This window comes from Photobacterium nomapromontoriensis (assembly GCF_050336815.1).
Taxonomy (GTDB): domain Bacteria; phylum Pseudomonadota; class Gammaproteobacteria; order Enterobacterales; family Vibrionaceae; genus Photobacterium; species Photobacterium nomapromontoriensis.
This window is the reverse complement of sequence record NZ_JAKJSL010000025.1, coordinates 35,181-57,403: the sequence shown is the minus strand read 5'-3', so window position 1 is coordinate 57,403 and position 22,223 is coordinate 35,181. Positions and strand designations below refer to the sequence as shown.

Sequence of the window (22,223 nt, the reverse complement as noted above, 5' to 3'; positions counted from 1 at the left end):
ATTGCAATGTTACGAATCAAACAAGAAGCTTTGACTTTCGATGATGTTCTACTAGTTCCTGCCCATTCTACTGTACTGCCTAACACTGCCGATCTACGCACTCGCCTGACGAAAGATATTACGCTAAACATTCCTATGGTTTCAGCCTCAATGGATACTGTTACTGAAGGCCGTCTGGCTATCGCCCTTGCTCAAGAAGGCGGTATTGGTTTTATTCACAAGAACATGTCAATTGAGCAGCAAGCCAATGAAGTTCGCATGGTGAAAAAGTTCGAAGCTGGGGTGGTTTCAGAGCCTGTTACCGTTAAACCGTATAACACCATTGAAGACGTTAAGCGTCTAACAATTGAGAACGGTTTTGCGGGCTACCCAGTTATTTCTGATAACAATGAGCTAGTCGGTATTATCACCGGTCGTGATGTGCGTTTTGTGACAGACCTTTCATTGACGGTTGATCAGGTGATGACACCAAAAGACAAATTGGCTTCAGCCAAAGAAGGTGCATCACGTGAAGAAGTAGAAGCTATCATGCAACAGCACCGTGTTGAGAAAGTGCTACTTGTGAATGATGATTTCCAGCTTCGTGGCATGATCACTGCAAAAGACTTCCAAAAAGCAGAGCGTAAGCCAAATGCATGTAAAGATGACCGCGGTCGTCTACGTGTTGGTGCAGCCGTTGGTGCGGGTGCTGGCAACGAAGAACGCGTTGCTGCATTGGTTGAAGCTGGCGTTGACGTACTGCTTATCGACTCTTCGCACGGTCACTCTGAGGGTGTATTGCAACGTATTCGTGAAACCCGTGCTGCATTCCCTAACTTACCAATTGTTGGTGGTAATGTTGCAACTGCAGAAGGTGCCCGTGCACTTATCGACGCAGGTGTAAGCACTGTGAAGGTAGGTATCGGCCCTGGTTCTATCTGTACCACTCGTATCGTAACCGGTGTGGGCGTACCTCAAGTTACCGCGATTGCTGATGCCGTTGCTGTTGCCGATCAGTTCGGTATTCCGGTTATTGCCGATGGTGGTATTCGCTATTCTGGTGATATGTGTAAAGCCATTGCGGCAGGTGCATCTTGCGTCATGGTTGGTTCAATGTTCGCGGGTACCGAAGAAGCACCAGGCGAAGTTGAACTGTATCAAGGCCGTTCATACAAGTCTTACCGAGGTATGGGCTCATTGGGTGCAATGTCTAAAGGCTCTTCTGACCGTTATTTCCAAACCGATAATGCTGCTGACAAACTGGTTCCTGAAGGTATCGAAGGCCGTGTTGCTTATAAGGGCCTGATGAAAGAAATCGTTCATCAGCAAATGGGCGGTCTGCGCTCAAGCATGGGATTGACAGGTTCTGCAACCATTGAAGATTTACGTACCAAAGCTGAGTTTGTACGTATTTCTGGTGCTGGCATGAAAGAGTCACACGTTCACGATGTGACCATAACTAAAGAAGCACCAAACTACCGTTTGGGTTAATTTTCGACAGCCGCATTTGCGATTGACGAAAACGTTTGCCTAAACGGGAAACTTGTATAAGATCGGGGGCGTTTTAGATGCCCCCACATTTCAATTATTTTGAGACAGCTCGATAATGACCACGACCACAAATATTCATGACCAACGTATCCTTATCTTAGACTTTGGTTCTCAGTACACTCAGTTGATTGCACGCCGTATTCGTGAAATTGGTGTTTACTGTGAGCTATGGAGCTGGGACGTTGATGAAGCCGATATCCGTGACTTTAATCCAAACGGTATTATCCTTTCAGGTGGTCCGGAAAGTGTGACTGAAGAAGGTTCACCACGTGCCCCGCAATATGTGTTTGAAGCGGGCGTGCCAGTATTTGGTGTGTGTTACGGCATGCAAACCATGGCTGAGCAGCTAGGCGGCAAAGTGGCCGGTTCGACCGAGCGTGAGTTCGGCTATGCGCAGGTTAATATTGTTGAGCCAACGTCTTTCTTTGAAAATATTGAAGATGCGATTGCTGAAGATGGCACAGCCATGTTGGATGTATGGATGAGCCATGGTGATAAAGTGGTTGAGATCCCATCTGACTTCGTAAAAGTTGCTGAAACAGAAACCTGTCCTTATGCGGCAATGGCCAATGAAGAGAAGCATTTCTACGGCGTACAGTTCCACCCTGAAGTAACGCACACGCGTCAGGGCATGCGTATTATTGAGAATTTTGTTCTGAATATCTGTGGTTGTGAAAAGCTATGGACATCTGCCAACATCATTGATGACGCGATTGCACGTATCAAAGAGCAGGTAGGTGATGACGAAGTGATCCTTGGCCTGTCAGGTGGTGTGGACTCATCTGTTGTCGCAATGCTGATCCACCGCGCGATTGGTGACAAGCTAACGTGTGTGTTTGTTGATAATGGTCTGCTTCGTTTGAACGAAGGTGAGCAAGTCATGGATATGTTCGGTGATCATTTTGGTCTGAACATCGTGCATGTTAAAGCAGAAGATCGTTTCCTTACCGCATTGGCTGGTGTTGATGAGCCAGAAGCAAAGCGTAAAATTATTGGTCACGTATTTGTCGATATCTTTGATGAGGAATCTAAGAAGCTATCGAGTGCTAAGTGGTTAGCACAAGGTACAATTTACCCAGATGTGATTGAATCTGCCGCGTCAAAAACAGGTAAAGCGCATGTGATCAAATCTCACCATAATGTTGGCGGTCTGCCGGATGATATGGAAATGGGTTTGGTTGAGCCATTACGTGAACTGTTTAAAGATGAAGTGCGTAAGATTGGCCTAGAACTTGGCTTGCCTTACAACATGCTTTACCGCCACCCGTTCCCAGGTCCAGGCCTAGGTGTACGAGTGCTGGGTGAAGTGAAGAAAGAATACTGTGATTTGCTGCGCCGTGCGGATGCCATCTTCATCGAAGAGCTGCACAAAGCCGATCTTTACAACAAAGTGTCACAAGCATTTACTGTGTTCCTGCCAGTTCGCTCTGTTGGTGTAATGGGCGATGGTCGTAAATATGATTGGGTTGTATCGCTACGTGCGGTAGAAACCATTGACTTCATGACCGCGCATTGGGCACATCTGCCTTACGACTTCCTGGGTAAGGTATCTAACCGCATCATCAACGAAGTGGATGGTATTTCTCGCGTGGTATATGACGTATCAGGCAAGCCACCAGCAACGATCGAGTGGGAATAAGATTAGGCTAGGCCTAACACCTAACGTATTGTAGTTTAAATATAAGCCTTGATAGGTTCCACATTGTGGTGACTATCAAGGCTTTGTTGTCTCTGAGGTTTTCTGATGTGTATGTTGTTATTTCTCACGGTATAACCGTTAGTTAATATATTGAAGAGGTGCCTTTTTTTTGCATTATGGTCGTTCTTCCAGAAAGGGGTAGTGCTAACTTTTTAGCATATTTGGCTACTGGTCGTTTTTGTTTGCCTGTGTATAAGCTGCTTTTTGTGCTTTTTAATTATATTTCATGCTTGTTGCTGCGTTTGTTTCAAAAGGTTTTGTGTTTGTTGGGTTGATGTTTCGTATTAATATTTTCTTACAATGTATGATAGTGGTTTTTTGTTATTAGTTAGCAGATCGTGCGTTTTTTGTTGGTGTTTTTATTACAATCCTTGGCGGTATTTTCTCTAGTGAGAAATCAGATTGACTGGCGATAAAATCACAACATAGCGCCGCAAACTAACAACATCAATTATCCCCATGGAGTTCCCATGAGTAATCAAGCAGTAAAACAGGCACCAGACGCGCCATCGAGTACGATGGACAAATTTCTGAACGGCATTGAACGTGTCGGTAACAAAATTCCAGACCCAGCTCTTTTATTCTTTTGGGGATTGGTCCTAGTTTGGATTCTTTCCGCAGTACTATCACAATTTGATTTTGGTTTGGTTCATCCGGTGACTCAACAAGCGGTAGAAATTAAAAATCTACTTACCGGTGAGTCGATGGCGAGTTTCCTTGCAAATATGGTGAAAAACTTCACCGGTTTTGCGCCGCTGGGTATCGTATTGGTTGCGATGCTGGGTGTCGGTGTTGCTGAAGCGTCAGGCTTTATCAATACTGGCCTGAAGAAGATGCTTAATGTTACCCCTGTTAAGTTATTAACACCTATGCTGATTTTGGTGGCGATTGTGTCACACACTGCAGCGGATGCGGGTTACGTATTGGTTATTCCTCTAGGTGGTATCATTTTCCATGCTGCTGGTCGTCACCCTCTTGCGGGTATTGCTGCGGCATTTGCGGGTGTTTCTGGTGGTTTCTCTGCGAATTTCATTCCATCGGGTATTGATCCATTATTGGCGGGCTTTACCCAAGAAGCGGCTCGCATTATGGATCCGAGCTACATAGTTAACCCATTAGCCAATATCATCTTTACCGGATTATCTTCATTTATCATCGTGGCGATTGGTTGGTATATCACTGATAAGATCATCGAACCGCGTTTGGCTAAAACAGCTATTGATGAAGATGCTGAAGAAGCCCCTGATATGGGTTCATTTACGGCACTTGAATCAAAAGCATTTTCTCGTGCAGGTTGGGCTATGGTTGCGGGTATCATATTGTTGGTCGCAGCTGTTTACCCTGAATCGTCACCATTGCGTTCTCCTACCGGTGAAATTGCGGCATTTAATGCGCCAGTGATGCAATCTATTGTACCGTTGATTTTCATTCTTTTTGTTATTCCTGGCATTATCTACGGTAAAGTTGCGGGCACATTCAAAGAGAGCCAAGATATCATTAAAGCAATGTCTACCACTATGGCGGGTATGGCAGGATTTATGGTGATGGTATTTTTCATCGCCCAATTCTTGGTGGCATTCACTCAATCTAACATCGGTACGCTACTTGCGCTATCCGGTGCCACACTGCTGCAAGAGATGAATCTGCCAGGTCAAGTTACCATTGTCGGTATGATTCTACTCACCGCATCAGTAAACCTATTAGTGGGTTCGGCATCAGCTAAGTGGGCACTGATTGGTCCAATTATGGTGCCAATGCTAATGGCTGTCGGTATTTCTCCTGAATTGACTCAGGCGGCTTACCGAGTCGGTGACTCTGTATCTAACATTATTTCGCCAATGATGGTGTTCTTCCCACTGGTTGTAGTTTACATGCAGCGTTATGTGAAGAGTTCAGGTATCGGAACGCTAGCATCAATGATGATGCCGTACTCGATCGCAATGCTAGTTGGTTGGACTGTATTCCTATTGGTTTACTGGACAATCGGTATTCCACTGGGCATTCAGGCACCTTACACTTACAGCATGTAATGTAGTTTCATCCTCAATCGGTTGAAATAGAAAAGCCCGCAGCTAATGAGTTGCGGGCTTTTTTTGTTGAAATCTATTGTAATATTGAGGTTTATCGTAAATGTTTGGCGTGAAAACGCAGGTGATCTTCGATAAAGCTAGCGATGAAGTAATAGCTATGATCATAGCCATCTTGCATCCGTAGCTCTAACGGATAGTCCACACTCTCAGCGGCGATAGTCAGTGCTTCTGGCTTGAGTTGTACCTCAAGGAAATCATCTTGTGTGCCTTGATCAACCAGTGCCGGAACGTGTTGTTTTGCCTGACGCATCAGTTCTGTGGTGTCGTACTGTTTCCAGGCACTGCTGTCTTTGCCTAGGTACCCCAGAAAGGCTTTTTGGCCCCATGGACAGTTGATTGGGTTGGTGATCGGGCTAAATGCCGATACCGAGGTATAGCGTGTAGGATTACGCAGGGCAATCATTAGAGCACCGTGACCGCCCATTGAATGGCCGCTGATAGCCCGTTTGTTACTGACCGGGAAATGTTCTTCAACCAGTGCGGGTAACTCATTCACGACATAGTCGTACATCTGGTAGTGACGGTTCCATGGCGCTTCGGTGGCGTTTACATAGAAACCGGCCCCCAAACCAAAATCGTAAGCGCCTTCAGGATCATCATCGACACCTTCACCCCGAGGGCTGGTGTCAGGTGCGACAATAGCGATACCGAGATCGGCAGCCAGACGCTGCGCGCCTGCTTTTTGCATGAAGTTTTCATCCGTACAGGTCAGGCCTGACAGCCAATAAAGGACCGGTACTTTTTCACCTTGAGCGATATGTGGTGGCAGGAATATGGCAAAGCGCATATCACAGCCCAGCACTTCTGAGTGGTGAGTGTATTGTTTGTGCCAGCCTGAGAAGCACTTGTTACAGCTAATATTTTCAATAGTCATTGTGATTCTCTCTCGTCATTGATGGAGTGATACCCAGTATTGGTGCCTGCTGTTGCTATAACAGTAGGTGAGAATTCTTTGGGGGGGAGAACCAATAGCTCAGTTCTCCTTGCCGTTATGATGAAATAGTATATTTATTTCTCGATAATTGATAATTCCCTTATAATGCAAATAACTTTTACGTATGGGTAATAATGGTGGGATATGTTTCTGTGGGAAGGGGTCACGGAGTTCGTTGCGGTTGCTGAAATGGAGAGTTTTACGGCTGCTTCAAAGCAGTTAGGGATCTCTACTGCACAGGTTAGCCGCCAGATCAGCGCATTAGAAAATAGGCTGACGACAAAGCTGTTTTATCGCACCACACGCAAGGTTTCTTTGACGGAAGAAGGCAGTATTTATTACCGCCATTGCCGGCAGGTGATGGATAGTCTTGAAGAAGCGGAGCGTGCGATCAGTGATCGTCGAGGTCGACCACAAGGAAGCCTTAAGTTAACGGCGCCTGTGACCTATGGTGAGCAGTACGTGATGCCGTTGATCATTGATTTTATGCTGCTTTACCCTGAAATCGATGTGGTGATGGATCTGAGTAATCAGACCGTTGATCTGGTTGAAGGTGGGTTTGATCTAGCCATTCGTCTGGGTAAGCTGCCCAGCTCCTCGATGATGGCGAAAAAGCTCACGACGCGGACTCAGTTTGTCTGTGCGGCGCCAGCATATTTAGAGAAGTTTGGTATTCCTCACTCCTTATCAGAGTTACGTCATCATAACTGCTTAGTGGGTAATTATGATCATTGGCGTTTTCAGGAGGGCTCACGGGAGCGCAGTGTCCGGGTATCTGGTTCACTACGCTGTAGCAGTGGTTTTGCATTACGAGATGCCGCCTTAAAGGGGATCGGGTTAATTCAGTTACCGGATTACTATATTGCTGATGACTTGGCGCAGGGGACATTGATTTCTATTTTAGATCAGTATCAGGAACCGGAGGAAGGGATCTGGGCGCTGTATCCTCATAATCGTCATTTATCGCCGAAGGTACGTTTGCTGGTGGACTATTTGGCAGAATCACTGCCTAGTCTTGTGAGAAAGTGAACCTCGCATCTTAAGGTTGTTTGGGTATAATCAGCGGCCGAATAAGATGGTCGAATTATATGGCCGAATACGAACATAATAATGAAGGTGAACGATTACTGATGACTGAATTGACCCCGCCACTTAGAGATGAAGATTTCATGCGCCACGCAATGGAGCTGGCAGCCCGTGCTGAGCAGGATGGTGAAGTACCGGTTGGTGCGGTTGTTGTATACCAAGGCAAGGTCGTGGGAGAGGGATGGAATCGTTCGATCACCCAGCATGATGCTACCGCCCATGCTGAGATTATGGCGTTGCGTCAGGCTGGTACTGTACTTCAGAATTATCGGTTAATCGATGCAACATTATATGTCACGTTAGAGCCGTGCCCGATGTGTGCCGGAGCAATGGTACACAGCCGAATTGGTAAAGTGGTGTTTGGCGCGCATGATCATAAAACTGGGGCGGCAGGCAGTCTTATGAATTTGCTGAGTTATGAGCAAGTCAACCACCATGTTGCGATAGAATCCGGGTTGTTGGCCGAGGAGTGCCGCCAGCAGTTACAAGCTTTTTTCAAACGTCGCAGAGATGAAAAAAAGGCGGAGAAAAAAGCTCGTCAGCGGCTTTCTGATGATCACAGCGCTTAAATGTAAACAGCCCGCATCATGCGGGCTGTTTTTTATTTTACCGAATTTACCTGATTTTTTTGTGGATCACTGGTTCGCCGTTTTAGCCGGTGGAGTAGTCGGATTCGGATCATCACTGTCACTGTCTACGACCAGTGCCGCTTGTGCAGTAGAGATCGTAGTAGAAGGCGGTGTGATAGTCAGCAGGCCATCGACTAGCTCAATATCATCTTGTTGCGGCTGCTGGCTGTGTGCCTGCTCGTAGCCAACAATGCTTTGGTAGTAACGACGGATATTTTCTACATAATTCAGCGCTTCATCCCCGCGGGCATAACCGTAGCGAGTGTGTTTGTAGTATTTGCGCTGACGTAGCTGCGGTAAACGTTGTTTAACATCGCTCCAGGCATCCGGGTTTCCACCTTGGGATTTGGTCAGGCGACGGGCATCCATTAAGTGACCAAAGCCAACGTTGTAGGATGCGAGTGCAAACCAAACTTTTTCATGCTCTTCTACGCTGTCAGGAATGCGATTGATCATTTTACGCAGGTATTCTGTACCACCACGAATACTTTGCTCCGGATCAAGTCGGTCCTGTACCCCCACTGATTTTGCCGTTGGTAGCGTCAGCATCATCATGCCCCGGACACCTGTCGGAGAAATAGCTCGTGGATTCCAGTGGGACTCCTGATAGGAGAGAGCGGCAATCAGGCGCCAGTCAAATTCATTGGCGTATTGCTTAAAGAGTCCTTCCCATCTTGGTAGCTTCCCTTCGATAGCGCGCAGAAAGGCGCGGGTATCGACATAATCAAACTTATCGACATGACCGAAATATTTTTCTTCAAGTTTGGCAAGCTCGCCGCTTTGTTGGATCTCGCCAAAAAACTCAATTAACAGAGCATGAAGGCTGTCATCCTGACCTTTGTTAACAAACCAGGCAATGGGCTCGTCTTCGGTCAATTCCAGTGCGGTGGTGATATCTGGATGGATCCGTTGATTCAGGGCGATATCAACAGAATCAGCCATGGTGTAATCAAGCTCTCCGTCAGCAACCTGACGCAGCAGTTCACCGCTGTCGGTTTCCTCGACCGTTGTCCAGCTTAGGGTTGGGTGTTGTTTCTTCAGTGTAATCAGGGTTTTCTCATGACTGGATCCTTCGACGACGGTTAAGATCCCTTTGCTACCGTTAAGATCATCAAGATCGCGAGGTCGCCACTGGCCTTTTTTATAGACTACTTTCTGGCTCGCATAATAGTAGGCGGGTGCCGCTCGAAACTGCGCAAGGCGATCATCGGTCATGGTCAGGCCTGCGGCAAGGATATCGACATCACCCCGCTTTAGCTCTGGAAACATGCCAGATAGCGTGAACATGGTCTTCATTTCCAGCTTGACCCCGAGCGTCTTAGCAAAGCGGCTTGCCAATTCGTAATCTAGTCCAGTCGGCCCCTCACTGCCAATGTAATAGGACAGTTGGTTATTTAGGGTTCCCACCCGGAGTACGCCTTCTTCTCGAATCCGTTCAAGATCGGTACGTGGCTCTTCTCGCCAGAGACAGCCATTTAAAAACAGCAGGCTCAGCGCTAAGACGATAAAATGCCGGAAGTTTGGATTCAGACGAATAATACTCAACGAAGTATGCTCATGGTAACAGTAAGGTGTTCTTTATACCAAAGCTCGACCTTGAGGCAAAGTTATCGCTGTATTCTTCGTGTTGTATCTTCTTCTTTTACTTGCTGTTGTAATGATGCCAACCCTTGTAAACATTAGCTCTCTGCGGCAATAAATGGGTCATGATGACCTTTTTTTATGATTGAATGAAAAAAAAACACGCAAACGGTTGCGTCAAGAGTTACGTCACAAAAAAATTTCCCTTATACTACGCCACATCATCAGTACCTCGCCTCGGAATATTCTGGGAAACGAGGTGACATTGACGTAATTGTCCCGATCCGTTGTCGGGGATTAGGCCAATATCACCTTCATTCAACTGCTAATCGAGAGACGTACGCACATGGAAATTTTGCGTGGTTCACCCGCTCTGTCTGAGTTTCGCGTTAACAAGCTACTGGCACGCTGTCACGAATTGGATCTGCCTGTGTCAGGCATTTATGCTGAGTTTATGCACTTTGCCGACTTGTCTGTGCCGTTGAGTGCTGACGATCACGATAAGTTGGTCAGCCTGCTGACTTATGGTCCGACGATTGCGGAGCATGAACCATCTGGTCTTCTGCTATTGGTTACCCCGCGTCCGGGCACAATCTCTCCTTGGTCATCGAAATCGACCGACATTGCCCACAACTGTTCTCTGAGCCAAGTGAAGCGCCTTGAGCGTGGCACGGCATATTACGTCGAGACCACTAGCGAACTGTCTGATACGCAATTAAGCGATCTGAAAAGTTTGATCCACGATCGGATGATGGAAGTCGTCTTTAGCGATATGCAATCGGTGCAAGCGCTGTTTAGACAAGCCGATCCTGCCCCTGTACAAAGCATTGATATCCTTACAGGCGGTCGTCAAGCGCTTGAAAACGCAAACGTTACCCTTGGGTTGGCACTGGCAGAAGATGAGATTGACTACTTGGTTGAGAGCTTTACCAAGCTGGGTCGTAATCCACACGATATTGAATTGATGATGTTTGCGCAGGCGAACTCAGAGCATTGCCGTCATAAAATATTCAACGCAGACTGGACTATCGATGGTGTCGAACAAGAGAAATCCTTGTTCAAGATGATCAAAAACACCTTCGAGAAAAACAGTGAATACGTGCTATCAGCTTATAAAGATAATGCCGCAGTAATGGAAGGCTCACAGGCTGGTCGATTCTTTCCCGATCCTGATTCCCGTAAATATAACTACCATCAGGAAGAGACGCATATTCTGATGAAGGTTGAAACCCATAATCACCCAACGGCGATATCCCCATGGCCCGGAGCTGCGACAGGATCTGGAGGCGAGATTCGAGATGAAGGTGCGACGGGTATCGGTGGGAAACCTAAAGCAGGCTTGGTTGGCTTTAGCGTGTCAAACCTGCGAGTACCAGGCTTTGAGCAGCCGTGGGAAACGGATTTTGGAAAGCCAGATCGTATTGTTAATGCGCTCGATATTATGCTGGAAGGGCCACTAGGCGGCGCTGCCTTTAACAATGAATTTGGCCGTCCGAACCTGCTGGGTTACTTCCGTACTTATGAAGAGAAAGTCAGCTCACACAATGGTGAGGAGATTCGGGGATACCACAAACCCATCATGATTGCTGGTGGCTTAGGTAATATCCGTGCTGAACATGTGCAGAAGAAAGAAATTCCGGTTGGTGCAAAACTGATTGTGCTGGGTGGCCCGGCAATGAATATTGGTCTGGGTGGTGGTGCAGCATCTTCCATGGCATCAGGCCAGTCGGCTGAAGATTTAGATTTTGCGTCTGTACAGCGCGAAAACCCGGAAATGGAGCGCCGTTGTCAGGAAGTGATCGACCGTTGCTGGCAGATGGGTGACGATAACCCAATCGCATTCATTCACGATGTGGGTGCCGGTGGGATCTCCAATGCTTTGCCAGAGCTGGTTGATGATGGTGAGCGCGGCGGTAAGTTCCAGCTGCGTAATGTACCCAATGACGAGCCGGGCATGAGCCCGCTAGAAATCTGGTGTAATGAATCACAAGAACGTTATGTGATGGCGGTTGCCTCTGAAAATATGGCGGTATTTGATGCCATCTGCCAGCGTGAGCGTGCACCTTATGCGGTTGTCGGTGAAGCAACGGAAGAGCGTCATCTGACGTTGGAAGACTGCCATTTCGACAACATGCCGATCGACATGCCAATGGATATTCTGTTGGGCAAGACTCCGAAAATGCACCGCGATGTGACGACGCAAAAAGCCCAGAGTCAGGCCATTGACCGTACCGGCATTGAGCTGGAAGAGGCGACGCACCGTATTTTGCGTTTACCTGCCGTTGCCGAGAAGACATTCCTGATCACCATCGGTGACCGTACTGTGACGGGCCTTGTTGCCCGTGATCAGATGGTCGGTCCATGGCAGGTACCGGTTGCCAACTGTGCGGTCACGGCGGCAAGTTACGACACCTACCACGGTGAAGCGATGGCGATGGGCGAGCGTACACCAGTTGCTCTGCTAGATTTTGCCGCATCATCTCGTCTGGCCGTTGGTGAAGCAATCACCAATATTGCCAGTTCAGATATCGGTGATCTAAAGCGTATTAAGTTATCGGCTAACTGGATGTCGCCTGCGGGTCATCCGGGGGAAGATGCAGGGCTTTACGAAGCCGTAAAAGCGGTTGGTGAAGAGCTGTGTCCGGCACTTGGTCTGACTATCCCGGTTGGTAAAGACTCGATGTCGATGAAGACCAAGTGGGAGCAAAACGGCGAAGAGAAAGAAGTCACCTCGCCATTGTCACTGGTGATCACCGCATTTGGTCGTGTTGAAGACATTCGAAAGACAGTGACGCCTCAGCTACGTACCGACAAAGGCGATTCAAGCTTGCTGTTAATTGATCTCGGTTGTGGTCAGAACCGTCTCGGTGCGACAGCACTGGCACAGGTCTATAAGCAACTAGGCGATAAGCCTGCCGATGTTGATAGCCCTGAGTTACTAAAAGGCTTCTTCAATGCGGTACAGGCGCTGATTCGTGATGAGAAACTGCTGGCTTATCATGACCGCGGTGACGGTGGTTTGTATGTCACACTCGCTGAAATGGCGTTTGCTGGCCATACCGGTGTCGAAGTGGATATCAATACCACCAGCAACGATGAATGTACTGATGTGCTGGCGACCTTGTTCAACGAAGAATTGGGAGCGGTGATTCAGGTACGTACTGATCACTTGGATGAAGTGCTGTCGGTATTGGCGGGCAACGGCCTGGAAGCCTGTAGTCATGTAATTGGTACCGTAGTCGACGAAGATGTGGTCCGGATCTGGAATGGTAACGATCGTGTCCTTGAACAAAATCGTACAGAACTGCGCACTATCTGGGCAGAAACAACGTATCAGATGCAGGCGATGCGAGATAATCCAACTGGTGCGCTGCAGGAATTTGAAGCCAAGAAAGACAGTAACGATCCAGGATTGAGTACCACGCTGAGCTTTGACATTAATCAGGATGTTGCGGCACCGTTTATTGCTCCGTCCATTAACATGGGGGCGAAGCCTCAAATGGCGATTTTGCGCGAGCAAGGCGTCAATTCCCATGTCGAAATGGCGGCAGCCTTTGATCGGGCCGGCTTTGAAGCCAAAGATGTTCACATGAGTGATATTCTGTCCGGCAACGTCACATTGGATGGTTTTAATGGCTTGGTTGCGTGTGGCGGATTTTCGTATGGTGACGTACTGGGCGCAGGCGAAGGCTGGGCTAAATCGGTGCTGTTTAATAATATCGCTCGCGATCAATTCGAAAGCTTCTTCCTTCGTCAGAATACGTTTGCTCTTGGGGTCTGTAATGGTTGTCAGATGATGTCTAACCTACGTGATTTGATCCCTAGTGCTGAATTATGGCCACGTTTTGTGCGCAATGAATCAGAGCGTTTTGAAGCTCGATTCAGCTTGGTTGAAGTTCAGCAAAGTGATTCGCTGTTCTTTAATGGCATGGTGGGGTCGCGTATGCCGATTGCCGTTTCTCATGGTGAAGGACGGGTTGAAGTGCGCAACAGTGAGCACCTCGCTGCCATTGAACAATCAGGCACAGTGGCACTACGCTATCTGGATAACTATGGTAATGTGACGCAGCGATACCCGGCGAACCCGAATGGTTCACCCAATGGTATTACCGGCCTGACGACACAAGATGGTCGCGTGACTATCATGATGCCACACCCTGAGCGAGTATTCCGCACTGTCGCGAACTCGTGGCATCCAGATGACTGGAGTGAGAATAGCCCATGGATGCGAATGTTCCGTAACGCACGTGTTAATATTGGCTAGCTCAACATTGCTCGATATGATGAATAAAAAACCGCTCTTTTGAGCGGTTTTTTTGTATGAGCGGTGCAGAGTCATCGTATTGAAGGCATAAATTCGTGGGAACTATTACGCTGCGCGAGGTCAAAAAAGCCATAAATACTATTTAATATCGGTTGTCGTCATTATTATCCCCACATATTATGTGCGATTATTTTGACTGGAACCAATCCAAACCGCTTTCAAGGAAGAGAGATGACGATGGATATCAAACGCCATGGATTAGGGCAAGCTGCAAAGCTATTGGCAGCGTTAGTAGTAATTTGCTTGCTCCGATATGCCGATACTTTTGCCACTATCTTTAGTTTTCAACAAGTGGGTATTGTTCCCAGCTTTATTGCGAGCTTAGTACTGATCTCCGGGATCAGTGCGATTATTGGCTTGTTATGTGGCCGTTACTGGGGGTTTATACCACTCTATTTTTTTATTCCCGCCATCACAATGTTTTTTGGCTATAGCCTGATCCCTTATTTGCCTCAGTTAGTGAGCCCAGAATTCAGGCAGGTTGTTATTGTCGCATTCAACAGCGCAGTGATGCTTTTTGCTGTTTTATTGTTATTGAAAATGATGGATAGTGATTCATACCCAAGCTACGTCAAGATACAGGATTCCGAGTGAGCAGAAACGAGCATCTTGAGGTTGTTTGGTTATAGCCATTACCATCGAAAAATCCTAACCGCCAGTCAACATCCCTCAGTGCATTTGTTATACTGCCAGCAATATTAATCAGGCAGTTGACGACCAGTGACTTCGGTCTCAACCAAACTCTGCTCAGCAAAGGATGATGAGAATGAAAAAAATTGAAGCCATTATTAAGCCATTTAAGCTTGATGATGTTCGTGAAGCCCTCGCCGATGTGGGGATCACGGGTATGACCGTCACTGAAGTAAAAGGCTTTGGTCGCCAAAAAGGTCATACCGAGCTCTATCGCGGTGCCGAGTATATGGTTGATTTTCTGCCAAAAGTGAAGCTAGAAATTGTTGTGACCGATGAAGTGGCTGATCAATGTGTTGATACCATCATCGAAACTGCCCAAACCGGTAAGATCGGTGACGGTAAGATCTTCATGTTCGACGTAGAGCGGGTTGTACGGATCCGGACTGGTGAAGAGGATGAAGACGCGATTTAAATTTGAATGATTGCGTCGTTATTTCGCTCAATAACGGTATCGGGAGTGCTCATTTATGCTTATAAACTCCGCGCTCCCTCTTTTTCGAGAATGACATAAAAAAGACTTGCCACTTGGGCAAGCCTTGTTAATTTCTCGAACCTCGAACCTCGAACCTCGAACCTCGAACCTAGGCCTTCTGCGCAGCCGTACCGCTGTAACGGCCCGGTTTATGGTTCATTGCCAGAACCAGATTCAGTAAAAATGCCCCGATCACCGAATACAGTAAAACCATCGGGCTGACCAAAAAGAACGAAGCCACTAAGATGGAAAAGTCGATCCCCATCTGCAGCTTGCCTGCTGACAGTCCAAACTTCTCTTGCAGATATAAAACCAACACATTGAAGCCTCCCAAGCTGGTTTTATGACGGAATAGGATCAGCATACCTAACCCCATCAGTAGGCCACCAATTGCCGCACAATAGAGAGGGTCAAGTCGGCTGATCTCCAAAACATGATGCAAATTGTCGGTGATGATCGACACCAGTCCGCCGGAAATCACGCTAGTAATGGCAAAACTTTTGCCCATTCGAAACCAAGCCATCAGATAGAAAGGGGTGTTCATCAGGAAATAGAGCTGGCCAAAGGATAAATCGACAAAATGACTTAATAGCAGGGCGAGACCTGTGGTGCCGCCAGTCAGAAGATCGGCCTGTTGAAGAAAGAAAACGCCTTGAGAAACAATGAATGTACCGGTCAAGATCGCAATAATATTTTCTTTCAGTGAATGATGGTAACCACGCAAAACAACACTCCTTATAGTTAATGCGCGCATGATAATGGCCAATGACTGAAATGATGAGTACCTAGGTAAAAAGAGATTGAAATGAGGTGTACATTTTTCTATACGATGTTGTAAAAATATATTTTTGCCTTTCAGGCAGGTCATAAATGAAATTTAAGAATACAAAACAGTAACGAAATAATGAACATTATGAAAACAATTCATCCCTAACTTGAAATAAATACCAGTAAAAAATCAACATTAGTACTACCTGATTTAGATCAATTTCTGTAAAATAGCACGATATCCACAGACACAACGAAAACGTTTGCGCGCCCATGGCGTCTCACTTGGCGGTTTTTGTTTTGTGCCAAAAAAGTGTTTACCCCCCTCTTTGTCAGCGTTGCGATAGAACAGCATGACGATGGCAAAAAGGTTTGAAAATAATCTGAGTCAGGAGATACAGATGCTAAAGCGCGACATGAATATAGCCGATTATGACGCTGAACTATTTGCAGCTATTCAGGAAGAAACTGCGCGTCAGGAAGAGCACATCGAGTTGATTGCTTCTGAAAACTACACCAGTCCACGCGTAATGGAAGCACAAGGTTCTCAGCTTACCAATAAATATGCGGAAGGCTACCCGGGCAAGCGTTATTACGGTGGGTGTGAATATGTCGATAAGGCAGAACAGCTAGCTATTGATCGTGCGTGCCAGCTATTTGGTGCCGAATATGCCAACGTTCAGCCACACTCAGGTTCACAGGCGAATAATGCCGTTTATATGGCCCTGCTCAATGCGGGTGATACGGTTTTGGGTATGAGCCTGGCACATGGTGGTCACTTGACTCATGGTTCACCTGTGAACTTCTCTGGTAAGCTGTATAACATCATTCCTTACGGTATTGATGAGAACGGTCAGATTGATTACGAAGAAATGGAAGCATTGGCGCTTGAGCACAAGCCAAAAATGATCATTGGCGGTTTCTCTGCCTATTCACAGGTCGTTGACTGGAAGCGCATGCGCGAAATCGCGGACAAAGTTGGCGCATATTTATTTGTCGATATGGCTCACGTTGCTGGCTTGATCGCTGCGGGAGTGTATCCTACCCCTCTACCTCATGCACATGTTGTGACCACAACGACACATAAGACGCTGGCTGGTCCTCGTGGTGGCTTGATCTTGTCAAATGAAGGTGAAGACCTGTATAAGAAATTGAACTCTGCAGTTTTCCCTGGAGGCCAAGGTGGCCCGCTCATGCATGTTATCGCCGCAAAAGCCGTGGCATTCAAAGAAGCCATGGAGCCAGAGTTTAAAGAATATCAGGCACGCGTTGTAGAAAACGCCAAAGTGATGGTCGGTGAGTTCCTGGAGCGTGGTTATAACATCGTCTCTGGTAGCACTGAAAACCATCTGTTCCTGGTTGACTTGATTGATAAGGGCATCACAGGTAAAGAAGCCGATGCGGCATTGGGTGCAGCGAACATTACCGTAAATAAGAATAGCGTACCCAATGACCCTCGTAGTCCGTTTGTGACGTCTGGTATCCGCGTGGGTACGCCGTCTATCACACGTCGTGGTTTCACCGCGGAAGATTCTAAGCAACTTGCCGGTTGGATGTGTGATGTGCTGGATAATATCGATAACCCTGAAGTGATTGAAGCGACGAAGGCGAAGGTAGTAGAAATTTGTAAACGTCTACCCGTTTACGCATGATCGCGAGCGTGACTTAATCACTATATAACCAATATAAGGGCTTGACATCAGCAAGCCCTTTTTCATACTACCTCGCACCTCGCACCTCGCACCTCGCACCTCGCACCTCGCACCTCGCACCTTATTTTCAATGTAACTGAATATAAATATCCGGCGAAAAGGCTCTATATGGGAATGAAATGAGTTACACTGGAACGATAATAATTAGGAGGCAAGATGCATTGTCCTTTTTGTGGTGCAAACGACACCAAAGTAATAGATTCACGCTTAGTGGCCGATGGACATCAGGTGCGTCGTCGTCGTCAATGTCTTGCTTGTAACGAGCGTTATACAACGTTCGAAACGGCTGAACTGGTGATGCCACGGGTGATAAAAACCAATGGAAACCGAGACCCGTTCAACGAAGATAAGTTGCGTGGAGGGATTCAGCGGGCACTGGAAAAACGACCAGTGAGTGCCGACGATATTGAACGTGCAATCAATACCATTAAATCACGGCTACGGGCGACGGGTGAACGAGAAGTGCCGTCCGCGATGATTGGCAATCTTGTGATGGATGTGCTGAAAGAACTGGATAAAGTTGCTTACATTCGTTTTGCTTCTGTATATCGTAGTTTTGAAGATATTCGTGAGTTTGGTGAGGAAATCGCCAAGCTGGAAAAATAATTGCGACCGGGGGCTACGCTCCCTGTTAGCCTCAGATAATACTGAAATCAGATGTTCTCACCTAATGACTATGCCATGATGCTTCGAGCCATCAAGTTGGCAAAAAACGGTCAATTTACTACTGCTCCTAATCCCAATGTTGGCTGTGTCATTGCTTTCGGCGATGAGATAGTTGGCGAGGGGTATCATTATCAAGCTGGTCAGCCTCACGCCGAGGTCTTCGCGCTGCGTGCCGCAGGAGAGCGGGCGAAAGGGGCGACAGCATATGTCACGCTGGAACCTTGTTCTCATTATGGTCGTACGCCACCTTGTGCCGAAGCGTTGGTGAAGTCAGGGGTAAGCCGGGTCGTTTGTGCCATGGTTGATCCCAATCCCAAGGTATCCGGACGTGGGGTGAAGATCTTGCAGCGGGCTGGTATCGAGGTACAAACGGGGCTGATGGAGCAAGATGCTGAGGCACTTAATCCTGGCTTCATTAAGCGCATGAAAACCGGACGACCATTTGTTCAGCTTAAGCTCGCAGCGAGTCTCGATGGCAGAACTGCATTGGCCAACGGTGAGAGCAAATGGATCACCGGACCCGCCGCGCGAGCTGATGTTCAGCGTTTTCGTGCCAAGGCCGGGGCGATTTTATCCACCAGTGCTACGGTAATGGCGGATGATCCTTCCCTGAATGTGCGTTGGCAGGAATTGGGTGAGAGCACTCAGGTGAGATATCCGCAAGCCCATTTACGCCAGCCCAAGCGTGTGATTATTGATAGTGCCAATCGAGTTACACTGGCTCATCAATTGATCCATCTTCCGGGTGAAACACTCCTGATACGTACACAGGCGGATGAGCAGTCGTGGCCTGATTCTGTCGAGCAGTTAGTCATACCTGCCTCCTCAAGCAGTACCCAAGTGGATCTGGTGATGTTGATGGAGACATTAGCAGCACAGGAGATTAATCATCTTTGGGTTGAGGCAGGGGCTAGCTTGGCTGGGGCATTGTTGACGGCGGGGTTAGTGGATGAACTGATTTTGTATCAAGCGCCGAAATTGATGGGCAGTGACAGTCGCGGCCTGATTGATTTAACGGGCATGCTCTCAATGGATCAGGTGCCAGAGTTGTCGATAACGGATGTCCGTATGGTTGGTCCTGATATTCGGATCACGGCAAAAATCAAAGACGTTAACGAGTAAAGGTTTATTGTATGTTTACTGGTATTATTGAAGCTGTGGGTACCATCACGGCTCTGACCCCTAAAGGCAAAGATATTTCAGTCACGGTGAATGCTGGCGAGCTTGATTTATCCGACGTGAAATTGGGTGACAGTATCGCGACTAACGGAGTGTGCCTGACGGTGGTTGAACTGACAGGCTCAGGGTATGTGGCAGACTTGTCGCTTGAGACGTTGCAGCGGACCGCTTTTGCTAGCTATAAGGCAGGCCAGAAGGCGAACTTAGAAAAGGCGATGCTGCCGACCACCCGTTTTGGTGGTCATATGGTGTCAGGTCACGTTGATGATGTTGCTGAGATCATCGAGCGCAGTCATACTGGACGCGCCATTGAGTTTTGGGTGAAGGCGCCTGCTCATTTAGCACGTTATATTTCAGAGAAGGGATCGATTTCAATTGATGGTATCAGCCTGACGGTGAACGCGATCCGTGGTGCTGAATTTAAGTTGACTATCGTACCGCACACCGCCGCTGAGACGACAATGGAATCTTTTAAGGTTGGTCGTAAAGTTAATCTTGAGGTGGATGTGATTGCTCGTTATCTTGAACGTCTGATGCTGGGCGATAAAGCGGCAGAGCAGAAACCAGAATTAACGATGGACTTGCTGGCAAGAAGCGGCTTCCTTGGTTAACGACTTCGGATACACAATGAGATAAAAGGGTAATGTTATGGCATTAAGCAGCGCGAAGGACATCATTGAAGACATCCGCCAGGGCAAGATGGTTATCCTGATGGATGATGAAGACCGAGAGAACGAAGGTGATTTGATCATTGCCGCCGAGAAAATCACTCCGGAGGCAATCAACTTTATGGCCAGACATGGCCGAGGTTTGATCTGCCTGACGCTGACCCAATCTCGTTGTAAACAGCTGAACTTGCCTTTAATGGTGCAGGACAATACTGAACAGTTTAGTACTAACTTTACCGTTTCTATTGAAGCGGCTGAAGGGGTGACAACCGGTATTTCAGCAGCAGATCGTGCTCGAACGGTACAAGCCGCTGTTGCTGCTGATGCCTCTGCAGTCGATATCGTCATGCCTGGGCATATTTTTCCATTAATGGCTCAGGATGGGGGGGTATTGACCCGCGCAGGCCATACGGAAGCCGGTTGTGATATCGCGCGTTTAGCTGGTTTAGAGCCCTCCAGTGTCATTGTAGAGATCCTTAACGAAGATGGTACCATGGCTCGTCGTCCCGATTTGGAGGTGTTTGCGCAGCAGCATGGCCTTAAATTGGGCACCATTGCGGATCTGATCGAATACCGCAATAATAATGAGACTACCATTGAGCGCGTTGCACAATGCCAGTTGTCAACGGAATTCGGTGAGTTTGAGATGATCACTTTCCGGGATACCATTGATAACCAAATCCATTATGCTTTACAAAAAGGTGAGATCACCGACGAAACGTTAGTGCGTGTTCATCTGCAAGATACATTTAAGGATATTCTTCATTCCGGTGCTTCCCAATGGACATTGCCTATTGCGATGAAGCGCATCGCTGATGAAGGCGGGGTGCTGGTAATACTGAGCAAGGCTGAGAGCCAAGAGTCAGTGATCACGAAAGTGAAGCATATAGCGGCTAAGAGCGATGGCAAGCCAGCGGTGAAGGTCAACTCGAAAGATCAATCACGTCAAGTGGGTGTCGGTTCACAAATATTAGCGGACCTGGGTGTCACCAAGATGCGTCTGCTATCGGCGACCAATCAGCGTTATCATTCGCTGTCCGGTTTTGGCTTAGATGTCGTCGAATACATTTGCCAATAATAGTCATTTGGATAGATAGGTTGGAGCGTATCGTTTAGCCTATCTATTTATATTTTTCATGATAGAGAAATCGGGACTTGGTATTTCGCAAAAGATGCCAATTGGTATCGCACATAAAGTGTGGTAGACTCCCGCGGTTTCTCGTATCGGACAACATAGTCACAGGAAGGCCCATGAAGGTAATTGAAGGCGCCATCGCGGCACCAAACGCAAAAGTTGCTATCGTAATTGCACGCTTCAACAGCTTTATCAACGAAAGCCTGCTAGCAGGTGCTTTAGATGCATTGAAACGTCAGGGTCAAGTGAGTGATGATAATATCACTGTTGTACGTTGCCCTGGTGCTTATGAGCTTCCGCTTATTGCACAGCAAGTTGCAAAAAGCGATCGTTATGATGCTATCGTTGCGCTTGGCTCTGTGATCCGTGGCGGTACGCCACATTTTGATTATGTTGCCGGCGAGTGTAACAAAGGTCTGGCGCAAGTTGCTCTTGAGTACAATACTCCTGTAGCATTTGGCGTTTTGACTGTAGATTCTATCGAACAAGCCATTGAGCGTGCCGGTACCAAGGCTGGTAATAAAGGGGCAGAGGCTGCACTAAGCGCGCTCGAAATGGTTAATGTCCTGTCCCAAATCGAATCCTAATGGGGGTTACTGTGAAACCAGCCGCACGTCGTAATGCGCGTCAGTTTGCTGTACAAGCAATTTATTCTTGGCAGATCACTAAAGGCAATGTCGCTGACATCGAGATGCATTTCCTTTCTGGCGATAAATTTGAAGAAGAAGAGTTTCAGGCTGAAGCGCCTGTGCTTGCAGCACCGCATACAGACGTTGCTTACTTTCGAGACCTACTAACGGGTGTCGTTCTGAACCATATGGAACTGGACAGCAAGATGCGTCCATACTTGTCTCGTCCGCTGCAGGATCTTGACCAGATGGAACTTGCGCTACTTCGTCTTGCTATGTACGAGATGGTGAAGCGTGATGATGTACCGTATAAAGTGGTGATTAACGAAGCAATCGAGTTGGCAAAAACCTTCGGTGCAGAAGACAGTCACAAGTTTGTAAATGGTGTGCTAGATAAAGCCGCACCAACACTTCGCAAGAAGTAATTA

At 47.4% G+C, this 22,223-nt stretch carries 18 protein-coding genes; 15 read left to right on the top strand and 3 right to left on the bottom strand.

The features are described from left to right. Nucleotides 1–6: 6 nt before the first annotated feature. The 3 genes from guaB (at nt 7) to L4D12_RS10210 (ending at nt 5,259) form a co-directional block, all read left to right on the top strand. Nucleotides 7–1,470: an IMP dehydrogenase gene (gene guaB / locus L4D12_RS10220; protein WP_428447734.1), complete on the top strand. Its 1,464-nt coding sequence runs from the start codon at nt 7–9 to the stop codon at nt 1,468–1,470. Nucleotides 1,471–1,585: 115 nt separating this feature from the next. After that, nucleotides 1,586–3,169: a glutamine-hydrolyzing GMP synthase gene (guaA, locus tag L4D12_RS10215; protein WP_428447733.1), complete on the top strand. Its 1,584-nt coding sequence runs from the start codon at nt 1,586–1,588 to the stop codon at nt 3,167–3,169. 530 nt (nt 3,170–3,699) lie between these two features. Further along, a complete protein-coding gene (locus L4D12_RS10210) occupies nt 3,700–5,259 on the top strand; it encodes an AbgT family transporter (protein WP_428447732.1) in 1,560 nt (519 codons plus the stop codon). Nucleotides 5,260–5,350: 91 nt separating this feature from the next. Here L4D12_RS10210 and fghA read toward each other — a convergent pair whose 3' ends face one another. Then, a complete protein-coding gene (gene fghA / locus L4D12_RS10205) occupies nt 5,351–6,193 on the bottom strand; it encodes an S-formylglutathione hydrolase (RefSeq protein WP_428447731.1) in 843 nt (280 codons plus the stop codon). A 204-nt stretch (nt 6,194–6,397) separates the two neighbouring features. Here fghA and L4D12_RS10200 point away from each other — a divergent pair, with 204 nt between their 5' ends. Next, complete coding sequence (locus tag L4D12_RS10200; protein WP_428447730.1) at nt 6,398–7,282, top strand: LysR substrate-binding domain-containing protein; 885 nt, start codon at nt 6,398–6,400, stop codon at nt 7,280–7,282. A 101-nt stretch (nt 7,283–7,383) separates the two neighbouring features. Next, entirely contained in the window at nt 7,384–7,908 is a 525-nt protein-coding gene (tadA, locus tag L4D12_RS10195) for a tRNA adenosine(34) deaminase TadA (protein ID WP_428447801.1), read from the top strand. Nucleotides 7,909–7,974: 66 nt separating this feature from the next. Here the strand turns inward: tadA and mltF are convergent, their stop codons facing one another. Then, on the bottom strand, nt 7,975–9,513 hold the full coding sequence (gene mltF, locus L4D12_RS10190) for a membrane-bound lytic murein transglycosylase MltF (RefSeq protein ID WP_428447729.1): 1,539 nt from the start codon (nt 9,511–9,513) through the stop codon (nt 7,975–7,977). Between the two features lie 382 nt (nt 9,514–9,895). Between mltF and purL the strand changes: the two genes are divergently transcribed. The 3 genes from purL (at nt 9,896) to glnB (ending at nt 14,978) form a co-directional block, all read left to right on the top strand. After that, complete coding sequence (gene purL / locus L4D12_RS10185; RefSeq protein WP_428447728.1) at nt 9,896–13,813, top strand: phosphoribosylformylglycinamidine synthase; 3,918 nt, start codon at nt 9,896–9,898, stop codon at nt 13,811–13,813. A gap of 231 nt (nt 13,814–14,044) precedes the next feature. Further along, a complete protein-coding gene (locus tag L4D12_RS10180) occupies nt 14,045–14,467 on the top strand; it encodes a hypothetical protein (RefSeq protein ID WP_428447727.1) in 423 nt (140 codons plus the stop codon). Between the two features lie 172 nt (nt 14,468–14,639). Next, entirely contained in the window at nt 14,640–14,978 is a 339-nt protein-coding gene (glnB, locus tag L4D12_RS10175; protein WP_428447726.1) for a nitrogen regulatory protein P-II, read from the top strand. Between the two features lie 169 nt (nt 14,979–15,147). Here glnB and L4D12_RS10170 read toward each other — a convergent pair whose 3' ends face one another. Further along, nucleotides 15,148–15,762, bottom strand: a complete 615-nt coding sequence (locus L4D12_RS10170; protein WP_428447725.1) for a YitT family protein — start codon at nt 15,760–15,762, stop codon at nt 15,148–15,150. Nucleotides 15,763–16,207: 445 nt separating this feature from the next. On the opposite strand from L4D12_RS10170, the gene glyA reads away from it, so the two are divergent. The 7 genes from glyA (at nt 16,208) to nusB (ending at nt 22,220) form a co-directional block, all read left to right on the top strand. Continuing rightward, a complete protein-coding gene (gene glyA, locus L4D12_RS10165; RefSeq protein ID WP_428447724.1) occupies nt 16,208–17,458 on the top strand; it encodes a serine hydroxymethyltransferase in 1,251 nt (416 codons plus the stop codon). 216 nt (nt 17,459–17,674) lie between these two features. After that, nucleotides 17,675–18,124: a transcriptional regulator NrdR gene (nrdR, locus tag L4D12_RS10160; protein WP_428447723.1), complete on the top strand. Its 450-nt coding sequence runs from the start codon at nt 17,675–17,677 to the stop codon at nt 18,122–18,124. A gap of 51 nt (nt 18,125–18,175) precedes the next feature. Further along, nucleotides 18,176–19,306 carry a bifunctional diaminohydroxyphosphoribosylaminopyrimidine deaminase/5-amino-6-(5-phosphoribosylamino)uracil reductase RibD gene (gene ribD / locus L4D12_RS10155; RefSeq protein ID WP_428447722.1) on the top strand — a complete coding sequence of 377 codons (1,131 nt, stop codon included), beginning with the start codon at nt 18,176–18,178 and terminating at the stop codon, nt 19,304–19,306. 11 nt (nt 19,307–19,317) lie between these two features. Then, nucleotides 19,318–19,974, top strand: a complete 657-nt coding sequence (locus L4D12_RS10150) for a riboflavin synthase (RefSeq protein WP_428447721.1) — start codon at nt 19,318–19,320, stop codon at nt 19,972–19,974. A 37-nt stretch (nt 19,975–20,011) separates the two neighbouring features. Next, nucleotides 20,012–21,109, top strand: a complete 1,098-nt coding sequence (gene ribBA / locus L4D12_RS10145; protein ID WP_428447720.1) for a bifunctional 3,4-dihydroxy-2-butanone-4-phosphate synthase/GTP cyclohydrolase II — start codon at nt 20,012–20,014, stop codon at nt 21,107–21,109. A 173-nt stretch (nt 21,110–21,282) separates the two neighbouring features. After that, complete coding sequence (gene ribH, locus L4D12_RS10140) at nt 21,283–21,753, top strand: 6,7-dimethyl-8-ribityllumazine synthase (protein ID WP_428447719.1); 471 nt, start codon at nt 21,283–21,285, stop codon at nt 21,751–21,753. Beyond that, nucleotides 21,753–22,220, top strand: a complete 468-nt coding sequence (gene nusB / locus L4D12_RS10135) for a transcription antitermination factor NusB (RefSeq protein ID WP_428447718.1) — start codon at nt 21,753–21,755, stop codon at nt 22,218–22,220. The genes ribH and nusB overlap by 1 nt, the downstream gene beginning before the upstream one ends. The last annotated feature ends 3 nt before the right edge of the window (nt 22,221–22,223 follow it).